Annotated in this window: 11 protein-coding genes and 1 other annotated feature; of the genes, 10 read left to right on the forward strand and 1 reads right to left on the reverse strand. The window is 43.4% G+C overall.

Annotation, left to right across the window (positions count from 1 at the left end; translation table 11 throughout):
* The first annotated feature begins 162 nt into the window (after positions 1 to 162).
* On the forward strand, positions 163 to 1,257 hold the full coding sequence (locus tag CHH91_RS16705) for a bifunctional 3-deoxy-7-phosphoheptulonate synthase/chorismate mutase (protein WP_095224577.1): 1,095 nt from the start codon (positions 163 to 165) through the stop codon (positions 1,255 to 1,257).
* A 171-nt stretch (positions 1,258 to 1,428) separates the two neighbouring features.
* Positions 1,429 to 2,424, forward strand: a complete 996-nt coding sequence (ccpA, locus tag CHH91_RS16710) for a catabolite control protein A (RefSeq protein WP_095224578.1) — start codon at positions 1,429 to 1,431, stop codon at positions 2,422 to 2,424.
* A 34-nt stretch (positions 2,425 to 2,458) separates the two neighbouring features.
* Here the strand turns inward: ccpA and CHH91_RS16715 are convergent, their stop codons facing one another.
* Complete coding sequence (locus CHH91_RS16715) at positions 2,459 to 5,167, reverse strand: transglycosylase domain-containing protein (protein ID WP_095224579.1); 2,709 nt, start codon at positions 5,165 to 5,167, stop codon at positions 2,459 to 2,461.
* 119 nt (positions 5,168 to 5,286) lie between these two features.
* Positions 5,287 to 5,492: a binding site (T-box leader), on the forward strand.
* Positions 5,493 to 5,545: 53 nt separating this feature from the next.
* Between CHH91_RS16715 and tyrS the strand changes: the two genes are divergently transcribed.
* The 8 genes from tyrS to deoC all read left to right on the forward strand — a co-directional run bounded on the left by tyrS (position 5,546) and on the right by deoC (position 13,543).
* The gene (gene tyrS / locus CHH91_RS16720; protein WP_095224580.1) at positions 5,546 to 6,823 is read left to right on the forward strand and encodes a tyrosine--tRNA ligase; all 1,278 of its coding nucleotides are present in this window, start codon (positions 5,546 to 5,548) and stop codon (positions 6,821 to 6,823) included.
* Positions 6,824 to 6,947: 124 nt separating this feature from the next.
* Entirely contained in the window at positions 6,948 to 7,457 is a 510-nt protein-coding gene (locus CHH91_RS16725; RefSeq protein WP_095224581.1) for a general stress protein, read from the forward strand.
* A gap of 177 nt (positions 7,458 to 7,634) precedes the next feature.
* A complete protein-coding gene (locus CHH91_RS16730; RefSeq protein WP_095224582.1) occupies positions 7,635 to 9,719 on the forward strand; it encodes a BglG family transcription antiterminator in 2,085 nt (694 codons plus the stop codon).
* Positions 9,712 to 10,200: a PTS sugar transporter subunit IIA gene (locus tag CHH91_RS16735; RefSeq protein WP_095224583.1), complete on the forward strand. Its 489-nt coding sequence runs from the start codon at positions 9,712 to 9,714 to the stop codon at positions 10,198 to 10,200. The genes CHH91_RS16730 and CHH91_RS16735 overlap by 8 nt, the downstream gene beginning before the upstream one ends.
* Positions 10,200 to 10,484 (forward strand): PTS sugar transporter subunit IIB, encoded by a 285-nt coding sequence (locus CHH91_RS16740; RefSeq protein WP_038562271.1) that lies wholly within the window; start codon positions 10,200 to 10,202, stop codon positions 10,482 to 10,484. The genes CHH91_RS16735 and CHH91_RS16740 overlap by 1 nt, the downstream gene beginning before the upstream one ends.
* Before the next feature lie 64 nt (positions 10,485 to 10,548).
* Positions 10,549 to 11,808, forward strand: a complete 1,260-nt coding sequence (locus CHH91_RS16745; RefSeq protein WP_038565897.1) for a galactitol-specific PTS transporter subunit IIC — start codon at positions 10,549 to 10,551, stop codon at positions 11,806 to 11,808.
* A gap of 20 nt (positions 11,809 to 11,828) precedes the next feature.
* Positions 11,829 to 12,872, forward strand: a complete 1,044-nt coding sequence (locus tag CHH91_RS16750) for a zinc-binding dehydrogenase (protein ID WP_095224584.1) — start codon at positions 11,829 to 11,831, stop codon at positions 12,870 to 12,872.
* Complete coding sequence (gene deoC / locus CHH91_RS16755) at positions 12,872 to 13,543, forward strand: deoxyribose-phosphate aldolase (protein ID WP_095224613.1); 672 nt, start codon at positions 12,872 to 12,874, stop codon at positions 13,541 to 13,543. The genes CHH91_RS16750 and deoC overlap by 1 nt, the downstream gene beginning before the upstream one ends.
* Positions 13,544 to 13,546 lie beyond the last annotated feature (3 nt).

Here is a 13,546-nt window from a genome sequence, read left to right on the forward strand (position 1 = left end):
ATTCCTTTCTGCATTGAACTCTTAGCTTCACTGAACGCGAAGCCTGATGACACTCCTACGTATTATTCTACACTATTTGTGGATGACAGCGCGTAAACTTTTAGCTATAATGATTGCTAATTACCTGAGCTGGATATACTAGATAGAGAGTGGGAGAGAGCGATGAATATGGATGAATTAACGGTATTGCGACAGAAATTGGATGAAGTGAACCTTGAGCTGCTTGCTTTGATAAACGAACGAGGCAAACTTGTCCAGGAAATTGGCGAAGTGAAGAAAAAACAAGGCACGAAGCGCTTTGATCCGGTGCGGGAAAGAGATATGCTGAATGTCATATCCGATAACAATAAAGGGCCATTCCAGGATGCTACACTTCAGCATTTGTTCAAGGAAATTTTCAAAGCAAGCCTTGAACTGCAGGAGGATGAGATGCATAAGGCACTGCTTGTATCACGGCGCCGCAAACCAGATAACACCGTTATTACCATCAAAGGCACAAAAATCGGAGATGGAGAGCCGCAGTTCGTTTTCGGACCATGTTCTGTCGAGAGCTATCAGCAAACAGCCAAAGTTGCCGAATCGTTGCAGGAGAAGGGCCTGAAGCTTCTGCGTGGCGGGGCTTTCAAGCCGCGTACGTCACCTTATGATTTTCAAGGATTGGGTGAAGAAGGACTTCGGATATTGAAAAAGATTGCGGATACGTATGATTTGGCTGTCATCAGTGAGATTGTAGCACCCGAGGATATCGAAAAAGCAGCCGAGTATTTGGATGTCATCCAGATTGGCGCCCGAAATATGCAGAACTTCGAGCTCCTGAAAGCAGCTGGGGATATAAAGAAACCGATTCTCTTAAAGCGCGGCATGAGTTCTACCATTTCTGAGTTCATACATGCAGCAGAATATATCAGCTCCCGCGGAAATAATGACATTATCCTTTGTGAACGAGGTATCCGCACGTATGAGACTGCAACAAGGAACACGTTGGACATTACTGCTGTACCGATTCTGAAACAAGAAACGCATCTTCCGGTAATGGTTGACGTCACGCATTCCACTGGCCGGCGTGATTTGCTGCTTCCGGCAGCAAAAGCAGCTCTAGCAATCGGAGCTGACGGTATCATGGCAGAGGTTCATCCAGATCCGGCGGTTGCCCTTTCTGATGCAGCCCAGCAAATGGATTTACCGCGCTTTGATGCATTTTATCGTGATCTTATTGCCCATAGCAGCTATGCCAGTCGTGTCCCTTCCGGAAATTGACAGCTGGTATCATAGCAATCCTATAGTATCAAGGGTTTTTTGAATCTCTTTCTACTGAAATGTTCTAAACTCTGGTATAATGGGTAAAGAATATGTGAATAAACATACAAATTGTTATTATCATCTTTAGGTGATTGGAATCGTGTAAGGTATATAGGAGGAAATGACACAATGAATGTAACCATATACGACGTTGCCCGCGAAGCGAACGTATCGATGGCAACTGTCTCCCGTGTGGTAAACGGCAACCCGAACGTAAAACCTGCAACTCGGAAAAAGGTACTTAGCACTATTGAACAGCTAGGTTATCGTCCGAATGCAGTAGCTAGGGGGCTTGCAAGCAAACGAACTACAACAGTCGGAGCAATTATACCGGATATCTCCAGTATTTTCTTCTCCGAGCTTGCGCGTGGTATCGAAGATATTGCAACCATGTATAAATACAATATGATCCTGAGCAATTCCGATCAAAACCCGGACAAAGAATTGACACTCTTCAACAGCATGCTGGAGAAACAAGTGGACGGTATCGTCTTTATGGGCGGTAAGATCAGCGATGAGCTGCTGCAGCAGTTCGATAAATCCCCTGTACCAATCGTCATTGCAGCAACTGGGCAAGGTACAGGCGAAATACCAACTGTCGCTATCGACTATGAACAAGCGGCTTATGAAGCAACTAAATTGCTTGTCGATCACAATCATAAGCATCCGGCATTCGTTGCAGGAACGGCAGAAGCTGAAACGAATAACCAAAAATACAAAGGTTATCTTCGCGCTGTAACGGAAAATAATGGCGAAGTGAAACAGGAGTACATCGTAAAGGCTAACAATACGTACAATTCCGGTCTTGAAGCTGCGAAACAGCTGGCAGACTTGGCAGATCGTCCTTCTGCTGTATTCGTATCTTCTGATGAAATGGCGCTTGGTGTCATCCATGGCTTCCAGGATAATGGCTTGCGTGTACCAGAGGATATTGAAGTGGTAGGGTATGACAATACAAGACTTGCAACGATGGTCCGTCCGACACTTTCCACCGTTGTACAGCCTACTTACGATATCGGTGCTGTAGCAATGCGTCTATTGACGAAACTTATGAATAAAGAGGAAGTATCAGAAAAGAACGTTATCCTTCCTCATCGCATCATCGAACGAAATTCCACAAAATAAAAACTAGCGTATCCAATCGGATACGCTAGTTTTTTTATAGGGTAATTGTTTCGGATTCTTTGTCGTCCTTGCCAACAGCTTTGATTTGATAAGTGGAATCAGTGTCAGGAAGATTAAACGAGGATTGATCGCTGAATCCAATCTGCTTGAAATCATTTCCCTGCTTTTGCAGAATGCGATATCCTTTCACGTCATCAGTCTTTGACTGCGTCCACGTTAGCTTGTTCTCTGCTTTTGAGACATTTGTTGGCGGAAGCGGTGCACCGGAACTGGTCTTCACAGTGTCATTTGCATCATCCGATTTTTCTGCAGTGCTGCCGCTAGCAGCAGTTCCAATGAGTTTTTGGACTTTCTCATTGTTAGGGAAGAGCTGTTCGATGCTTACTCCCTGTAATTCGTTCTCTTTTACAAAATCAGGGTTGAGGACGATTTTACCGTTTTGTTTGATCAAGCTGTCATCTGCTTTGGCTGGTACATGATCTTTATCGAACAGATCGGTTTTAACCATTCCGGCTTGCTTACAAAGATCAGTTGGTTTCCCGCCGCCAATTGCGCAATAAGACGCCTTCGTCAATCCATCTGGCTGCTTGAATGATTGGCTTGGAGCCATCAGTTCGGAATCGATTTTGGTTGCACTGTTCACTAACTGTGTCCAAAGCAGCTGATTTCGCTGGCTGTATCCCATTCCTGATGTTTGAATGGAATCTTGTTTATCATAACCCATCCATACACCGACAGTAACATTCGGATTGGTAGCAACGAACCAGGAATCATGATAATCCTGGGATGTACCAGTTTTACCTGCCCAATCGACATTTTTATTGGAGAGCTGTGATTTAGCATAGGTTGCTGTTCCGCTATCAAGCACGCCGCGCATCATATCCAGCATTAAATAATTCGTCTGCGGGCTGAATACTTTATTCGTCTTGGACTCATGCTTGTATACTTCCTTGCCGTCCTTTGTCGTGATAGATTCAATCATATAAGCATCTGTGAATTCTCCGTTGTTACCAAATGTTGCATAGGCGTTTACGTTTTCCTCGACTGTTGTACCATAGTCCAAGCCGCCTAAGGAAGCAGCAAGTTGAGAGTGATCTCCTTCGGTCAAAGTTGTGATTCCCATTTTCTCTAAGTACTTGCTGGCAGGATCGAGGTTGACTATCGATTTATAGGCTTTAGCGGCAGGTACATTATAAGATTCTTCCAAAGCTTTTCGTGCAGTCACGAGTCCATGATATACACCACCGTAGTTTCCAGGATTCCATGTTTTTGTCTGGCCTGGTACAGTGAATTTCTTACTTAAGTCACCCATTACACTCCCCGGCTGCAAAGTACCTTCTTCCATTGCTGGAGCATATACAAGCAGCGGTTTCATCGTACTGCCGTTTGAGCGCTTCGTATCAGTTGCATGATTGACTTGGTTTTTCTCATAATCACGTCCGCCGACAAAACTTAGTATTTTACCAGTGTTATTTTCAATCATGATGGATCCAGCTTCAATAGGCTCGGAAACAGTTTCTGTTTTCCCGTCACTATTTGTCCGTTCCACCCAGTGATCAGGCTGATAATACGCATAGTCTTTCGCTATTTTCTGCTGCGCCACATACATATCTTTATTGATTGTCGTATGGATTTGGTAACCTTTTTGGCGAATATCTCGTTCTGCTTTTTCAAGATAATCGTTTTTCAGGTCATTATCTTTGTTCAAGTCTTCTTCGGAATGGCCATCCTGTTCAGCGAGCTGAATCGCAATAATATCTGCGGCACGCTGCTCGACCTCGGTAGTCAAATAGCCATAGTCGTCGTCGGATGCAGGCTTCGCTTCTGCAAAATCTTTAGTTATATCATAACCAATTGCTTCGTCATATTCGTTCTTGTTGATATAGCCTTCATCCAGCATCCGGTTAAGCACTTGCTTCATCCTGTTCAAACCCGGCTGAAGGGCAGTTTCTTCCTTTATCTCTCCGCTGTTCGTAAACGGTGAATAAGCCGTCGGACTTTGTGGCAATCCTGCTAAGAAAGCAGCTTGAGGCAAGGAGAGGTCTTTTGCATCCACACCGAAGATACCTTGAGCGGCTGTCTGTACGCCGGCAATATTATGCCCGGAAAGATTCCTTCCGAACGGAACGATATTCATGTAAGCTTCCAGAATCTCATCCTTATTCATCACTTTTTCCAGGCGCATCGCCAGAATGATTTCCTTCGCTTTCCGTTCAAAGGATACTTCGTTGGTCAGTATCTGATTTTTGACAAGCTGCTGTGTCAGCGTACTGCCACCGGTTTTTGTTTCTGAATTCGTCGCTTCCTGCATCAGTGCACGGAGAATGGATTTCGGCACAACACCATCATGCGTTTCGAAATTATCATCCTCCGTTGCGATTATTCCATTGATGACATATGGAGAAATGTCATCCAGCTTCACATCTTCACGATAAAGGTCAGTTTTGATATTGCCGAGGAAAACATTATCAGCAAAGAAGATGGAAGAGGTCTCCTCGTAATTGTAGATATCTTCTTTCATAGAGTCATAGGAACGAACAGGCTCATTTTTCACAAGTGATGCAAAATAACCTGCACCGGCCCCAGCAGCAAAGAAAATTCCGACGCCAGCTATAAGCAGGAAAAAGAGGAATAAGTTCCAGATGACGTCATATGTGATACGAGAATTCCGCTGAATTCGGCCTGCTTTCCAAGCTTCCGCAATTCTTTTGCTAATTCTCGTCCATATTGCTTTGATTTGCATATTTCACCCCCGAATTGGTTTGTCTATTATACCATAATAGTCAATTTTCGTAGTGAGTCCAAAATCCGTGTTGCATTTTAATCAAGCATATGGTAATAATGTAGGAACAGTCATTATAAAATATTGCGTTGAAGGTTATAGTAGCGGAACGATTCCCTGTTGCAGAGAGCTGACGGCCGGTGCGAGTCAGTATACAGTTGTTTTGCCAATTACAAGCTGGAGCTTCTCCTGTTCAAGCAGGGGACGGATGTATATCCGTTAGCAAACCGAGTGGCAGTTTACACTGCAACAAGGGTGGTACCGCGAGTTATTCCTCGTCCCTTTTTTTTAGGGATGGGGTTTTTTTTATTCTCAAATGTGAGTGAGGAGTGGTCAAATATGTCTATTTTACAGGATTTGAAAGACAGAGGTCTGGTTCAGCAGACGAGTGATGATGCAGGATTGGAGAAGCATCTATCCAGCCAGCAGGTAAGTTTGTACTGTGGGTTTGACCCAACAGCCGACAGCTTGCATATCGGACATCTTGTTCCTATGCTTATGCTGAAACGATTCCAGCAAGCAGGTCACCGTCCGATAGCGCTAATCGGCGGAGGCACAGGAATGATCGGGGATCCAAGCGGACGTTCTGATGAACGCAACTTAAATGATGCTGCAACAGTAGAAAGCTTCAGCCAAGGTATCCAGAAACAGCTTGCCAGCATTTTGAACTTTGATGAAGGTGAAAATGCTGCCAAAGCAGTGAATAATGCAGACTGGCTCGGCGCTATGAGCATCATTGATTTCCTTCGCGATATCGGGAAACATTTTGGAGTCAATTATATGCTGGCGAAAGATTCAGTCGAATCCAGATTGGCAAATGGTATTTCCTTTACCGAATTCACGTATATGATCTTACAATCCTTGGATTACCTGCGCTTGTACGAAAAAGAAAATGTGACGCTGCAAATTGGCGGAAGTGATCAATGGGGGAATATTACAGCTGGAATGGAATTGATCCGCCGGACCCACGCTGGCAATAATGAAGAAGAGCAGGATAAGGCATTTGCCCTAACTGTTCCGCTTATTACGAAAGCTGACGGGACAAAGTTCGGTAAAACAGCTGGGGGAGCTGTGTGGCTAAGCCCAGAACGTACAACTCCTTATGAATTCTACCAATTCTGGTTCAACACAGATGATCGCGATGTAATCAAGTTCATGAAATATTTCACTTTCATGTCCCTTGAGGAAATAGCAACGTATGAACAAAGCGTGGAAAATGAGCCGGAAAAACGTCTTGCTCAAACGAAGCTGGCGGAAGAGATGACAACGCTTGTACATGGTAAAGAAGCATTGGAGCAGGCAATCAAGATTTCACAGGCACTATTCAGCGGAGATATTGCTTCCCTGAATGGTGCTGAAATCGAACAAGGTTTCAAGGATGTCCCGTCTCATACGGCAGCCGACGAAGACAAACCGCTTGTTGATATGTTAGTGGAAGCAGGAATCTCCTCTTCAAAACGCCAGGCAAGAGAAGACATCTCTAATGGTGCAATCCGAATCAACGGAGAAAAAGAAGAAGACGTATCCCGTGTTCTTACAAAAGCGGATCGAATCGACGAACGATTCATCATCATCCGCCGCGGAAAGAAAAAGTATACATTATTGAAATTTGCTTAATATGAAAAGCACTGTCCCAGCCGGACAGTGCTTTTTATGTTTCATTAGAAGAGGAGCGGGAATGTAATAACCATCTAGTGCTTTCGCATTTACCAGAACGTAAATTAAATAGGAGGCAACAATAATGGTTAATACAAATACAATCGAAACATTCATCAATGAGAGCGATGCAATTGTACGAGTAAATGAATTGATCTCTGCTGGCGTACCGGAAGAGGATATCACGGTCATTGTAGATAAGAAACCTGATAATAGTATTCTAGGAAATAAGAGAGATGTTCATTATAAGGAAGCAAATGGTTCCTTTGGCACAAAATTCGCGTCCTTCTTTTCCAGTGAAGATCCAGAAGAGAAAGTCCTGAAGAACCTGAGTCTTTCAGAAACGGAGAAAGACCGTTATGCTGATGAACTAAAAGCAGGGAAAGTATTGCTGTATGCAGAAAATAAACCTGTAAACCCTACTACTGCTGCCAGCACAGCAACTCCAAAGGATCGAAGTGACCACGCAACAGAAGGAGAAAAAGGCTTGACGGCAGATGGTCTATATGCAACCGACAAACCTAATGACGGTTTGCATGCAGAACCAAATACAAACGATCAGAACGCAAATGAACTGAATAGAACGAGAAGATAGTATTATTTAAAGGCTTCATCAGTGCTTAGGTGCTGATGAAGCCTTTTTATGTGCAATCAAATCAAATAAAGATGGGGTTCCGTCTCATGCTGTACATTCATTCTCCCATTGATGATAATGAAAGCGCATACACAAATGTGGAACGCATGCTAAGCTATTTATAGAAAGGAGGATTTGATGAATCTTAATGAACGTAACGCAGCTATCCTGGATGCTTTACTCAGTAATCCAAGTGTATCAAGTAACTTAATTGAAAAAAGATTCGACCTTTCAAAAAGACAGTTAGGCTACACCATTAATAAGATCAATAGCTGGCTCAAACAAATGGGCTTGCCATTGATCGAGAGAACTTCACAAGGCTATTTCCTTATCGACGAAAAAGTATTTACAACGCTAAACCATGTGAAGGAGTCTGTTGAGCAAAGTCATTCTTCCATATTGTCTGTCCGTCAACGTATGCATCTGCTTCTTTGTATGCTGGTAAGTAAGGAAGACCTTTCACTGGATTATTTTTCTATTTCGTTGGATATCAGCAGAAATACAATTCTTCGAGATTTAAAAAGCCTGCAGAAGCAGCTTGAACCCTTCCAATTACAAATTCGATATTCACGAAAGCAAGGCTACCATATAGAGGGCAATGAAATGCAGATTCGGAAGGCTTTGATGTCCACTCTGATGGAACTGATCGGGACGGACGGTGGACTTTCCATTTTGATGGATGTTTTAGAATTGGAAGAAAATTGCTTGTATGACTTCCGCAGGAGAATTGAACAGGTAGAGCAAAAACTATCTATCAAATTCACAGATGAGAAAATGAAGACGATGCCAATTACATTATTCTTGATTCTAGAGCGGATTCGAAAAGGTAAGTGCTTAACTGATTCTCCTATTAGTAATAAGGAATTGGCAGGTACGAAAGAATATCAAGCTGCGGAGGAATTATTATTTGATCAGGAAGGGTTGCCAGAAGCAGAGAGACTTTTTATCACACTCCATCTGTTGTCTGCCAATGTGATAACAACTCATATGGAAGCGGCGGATACATTTCCAGACCTATATCCAGCTGTGGATAGTATGCTCAGTCTTTTTGAGAAAGTAGCTTGTATCCGTGTTCAAGAAAGGAAACAGTTGCTTCATAAATTGATGCAGCATATAAAGCCGGCCTATTACCGAATCAAATATCATCTTACAGACACTACGCCTGTTCCAGGTGTATTGAGTGGAGAGTTTCGAGCTTTGCATCAACTGGTTAAACGATCTCTTGAACCATTGGAGCTCTTTATCCATAGTGAGATACCAGAGAATGAGCAATTATATATTACATTACTTATCGGGGGATGGATTAGGCAGCAGGGAGAAAGTATCGGTGAAAAGGTGAAAGCAATAGTCGTGTGTCCGCATGGTGTTTCTGTATCCAAGCTGATGTTCCATGAATTGAGTGGCTTATTCCCTGAATTCATATTCCTGGATAGCATGTCTGTTCGCGAATTCACTATATACGATCTCGAATATGATCTTGTTTTTTCTCCGGTATTACTGGAAACTTCACGAAAGCTGTTCATTACGAAAACAATGCTGGATGCTCATGAGAAAAGACTTCTCCGGAAACAGGTTCTTTCCTATATCCACGGCTTTATTTCAAAAGAAGTGAGATCAAGTGATATTATGCAAATCATTAAAAACCATTCAATAGTGAAAAACGAGCAAGCATTGAAAGAGGAACTTCACGCATATCTCAGCCAAGTGGATCAGCATGTGGTTCCAACAACACCCGAAGAAACGCAGCCTCTGCAGCTAAGTGACTTTCTTACGGATAGGCATTTGAAAATGGCATATCAATTAGGATCATGGGAAGATGCTGTTCGATCTTGTGCCAATATCTTGCTTGATAAAGGAATTATCGAAGAAAGATATATAGATGCCATGATTAAGGGCTGTGAAGAAGATCCGTATATCGTGATCGGACCTGGCATAGCTATCCCGCATGCTTCACCAGAAGATGGTGTCGTCCGTACTGGGATGAGCCTTTTGAAGATCAAAAATGGCGTACAGTATTTGAATCATCGTATCCATATTATCGTAGTCATCGCGGCAAAGGATAAGAAGGAGCATATTCATGCGTTAATGCAGCTGATGAAGCTATCAAAATCCGAAGCTGATATGAAAGCTTTGACAAATGGTACCACCATACCGGAGATGAAGCGGATCATTCAACAATATTCCGATGACATAGTAAAGGAGAAGGAGTTCCATTATGGCTGATTTTTATCTGGATGAGAATTTAGTATTCCTGCAAGCAGCAGGTACGCGAGAAGAGATATTACGAGAAATGGCAGAAAACCTTGTTAAAGAGGAACTCGTCAAAACTAGCTTTGTGACTGGAGTAATTGAGAGGGAGAAGGAATATCCGACAGGACTGCCGACCTCATCCTCACTATCAGTCGCTATTCCGCATACAGACATTGAGCATGTAAAAAAGGATGCAATTAGCATAGCACTATTAAAGGAACCTGTTGCCTTCCGAGTGATGGGGGAAGCTTCCATGGAGACACCTGTGAGCATCATTTTCATGCTGGCGATACAGCAGTCGCATGCACAGCTGACATTATTAAGAGATTTGATGGACTTTTTCCAAAATGAAACGACGCTGCAAGCGTTGTTTGATTCCAAAACAAAAGAAGATGTAGTCAAGCTGATAGATAGGAAGCTTAGCTTGTCTGCCAGTAAAGGAGGTGACAGATAATGGCCAAAAAACAAGTATTGGTTGCCTGTGGTGCTGGTATTGCCACTTCAACTGTCGTGAATAGTGCGATTGAAGAGATGGCGAAAGAGAATAAGATTGATGTTAACCTGATCCAAATTAAAATTGCTGAAGTGAATACTTATGTGGATACGGCAGATTTACTAGTAACCACTGCCATGGTAAAAACAGCTTATCCATTCCCAGTGATCAATGCACGCTCATTCTTGACAGGAATCGGTTTGGAAGAAACGAAGGAAGAGATCTTAAAAGAACTGAAAAAATGAAACGTGGGAGTCGGTTCCAATCTAACTGGAATCGACCTCATTTTCAAGAAGCGGGGGCTGAATGATGGATACATTTGTGAATTTTTTACAAGGATTTCTTGATTTGGGTGCTACCGTAATACTGCCGGTAGCAATCTTTCTTCTGGGACTTTTATTCGGTCAGAAGCCAGGGAAGGCATTCCGTTCCGGGCTTACAATCGGAGTCGCTTTTGTCGGTATATTCCTCGTCGTCGACTTGCTGACGCTGAACCTAGGACCTGCTGCACAGCAGATGGTTGATCGTTTGGGAGTAGATCTTAATGTAATCGATGTTGGATGGCCAGCCACTTCTTCCATAGCCTGGGCATCTGTCGTGGCCGCATTTATTATACCGCTTGGCCTTGTTGTCAATGTCATCATGCTCGTAACGAAGACGACAAAAACCATGAACGTGGATATTTGGAATTATTGGCACTATACATTTATGGCTGCAGTTGTGTATACCGTTTCTGGAAGTGTAGTACAAGGGCTTATCGCAGCTGTCATTTTTCAGATTGTCTGTTTGAAAGTGGCTGATTGGACGCAGCCAATGGTAGAGGAGTTCTATGAGATGCCAGGCGTGACTGTTGCGACAGGCAGTACGATTTCTTATGCTCCGGGGATACTCATTGTTAAGCTGATAGAGAAGATACCAGGCTTGAATAAGATACATGCCGATCCTGAAACGATTCAAAAGAGATTCGGTATTTTCGGGGACTCGATGGTAATTGGATTATTATTAGGCGCTGCTATAGGTGCGTTAGCGGGTTATGGAGTTGGAGATATTATTGAAATCGGAATGGCAATGGCTGCTGTCATGGTTTTGATGCCCCGAATGGTGAAAATTCTTATGGAAGGGCTGATGCCAGTATCAGAGTCTGCCAGGAACTGGCTAAGTAAGCGATTCGGTAACAGTGAAATTAATATTGGGCTGGATGCAGCAGTATTATTGGGGCATCCAGCAGTCATCTCGACCGCTCTGATCTTAACGCCAATTACCGTTCTGCTGGCGGTTATCCTGCCTGGAAATGCCGTTTTGCCTTTTGCGGATTTGGCCACTATACCATTTATCGTTGCTTTCATCGTTGGAGCAGCCAAAGGAAACATTATCCATTCTGTAATAACTGGTACAATCATGATTGCCTTATCTCTGTATATGGCCACAGATATAGCTCCTATTTTCACAGACATGACGACTGCTGCTAATATTGAAATGCCAGAAGGCTCGGCGATGGTATCTAGCATTGATCAGGGAGGCAACTTAGTCAACTGGATTATATGGAAGGTTTTCGCAATATTCAATTAATGAATTAGGAGGAGCTCTACATGCATGCTTTGGTGAAAAAGGAGTTAGGCTTTGGCAACCTTATCATTGAAAATAAACCGGAGCCTTACCCAGAAGATGATCAAGTGAAAATAAAAGTAACTTATGCTGGCATATGCGGATCTGATATCCACACGTATGAAGGAAGCTACCAAGTAGCTGCTCCTGTCACATTAGGACATGAGTTTGCTGGCGTTGTAGTCGATGTTGGGAGTAATGTCAGCCATCTGAAGCCAGGAGATCGGGTTACTTCCGAGACGACTTTCTATATATGCGGGCAATGCAGCTATTGTCAGCAGAAGGATTATAACTTATGCAAGTATCGAAAAGGACTTGGAACACAGCAGGATGGCGGCTTTGCAACTTATGTGATTGCAAGGGCTGAAAGCATTCACCATATTCCGGATAATGTTGATGATCAGTCAGCAGCAATGACAGAAGCGCTAGCTTGCACACATCATGCAGTAGCTAAAACAACGATTAGACCAAATGACATTGTAGTCGTTATAGGACCAGGGCCTATTGGTCTTTTGACTGCGCAAGTTGCTAAAAGCAAAGGGGCTACGGTACTTATCACCGGCTTGTCATCTGATACAGTTCGGTTGGAAAAAGCAAAGGAACTTGGAATTGACTATGTGATCAACGTACAGGAAGAATCGCTGGAAGAGATTATTTCAGGACTGACAGATGGATATGGAGCGGATGTCGTTTTTGAATGTTCAGGTGCGATTCCAGCTGCGCGTCAGGGGTTGTCACTTCTTCGAAAAAAGGGACAGTACGCTCAAGTAGGTTTGTTTGCCGAGTCAGCCATTCCGTTTGATATGGAGCAGGTTATTCAAAAGGAATTGAAGATAATTGGCAGCAGGAGCCAAAAGCCCGCTGACTGGGAACCTTCGCTGCATCTGATGGAGAGCGGTGCCGTGGATGCAGCTGCGCTTGTCACCCACATTTTCGATATAACAGAATGGGAGAAGGCTTATCAATTAATCAAATCGGGAGAAGCAATTAAAGTCCTTCTGACACCAACGAAAGAAGGTGAAAAATGATGGAAAAAGAAAAGCTGATTGAGTTGATCGATTACACACTGCTGTCTCCAGTTGCCAGTAAAGAGATTATAAAAACATTTTGTCTAGAAGCGATAACTCATGGATTCCGGACAGTCTTCGTAAATCCATGGTATGTCCCCTATGCTTATACAATCCTGTCACCCCATGGAATTAAAGTAGGAGCACCTATTGGCTTTTCGCTAGGCGGTGCCACTACAAGAGTTAAAGTAGAAGAAACGAAAGCGGCGATTGAAGATGGAGCTTCGGAAATCGATATGCTTGTGAACCTGGGAGCGGTGAAATCCAGAGAATTCAATGCTGTTTATCAGGATATCGATGCTGTGGTAAGAGCTGCGGGAGGATTGACAACGAAGGTCATCCTCGAGACCTCTTTGTTAAACCTAGCTGAGAAACGAGAGGTGACGGAAATTGTCATGGCAGCAGGAGCGGATTTTGTTAAAACAGCGACCGGATTCAACGGTGGAGGTGCGACAGTAGAGGATATTGAACTTTTATCCGACATTTCACAAGGTAAGATAGGTGTAAAGGCTGCGGGAGGCATTAGAACCTATGAAGATGCAATCAAAATGATTGAGGCAGGTGCAACGCGAATCGGTGCAAGCGGGGCTGTAGCAATTATTCAGAACAGAAAATCAAAAGCCGACTACTAATTG

Source organism: Virgibacillus sp. 7505, assembly GCF_002272135.1.
Taxonomy (GTDB): domain Bacteria; phylum Bacillota; class Bacilli; order Bacillales; family Amphibacillaceae; genus Terribacillus.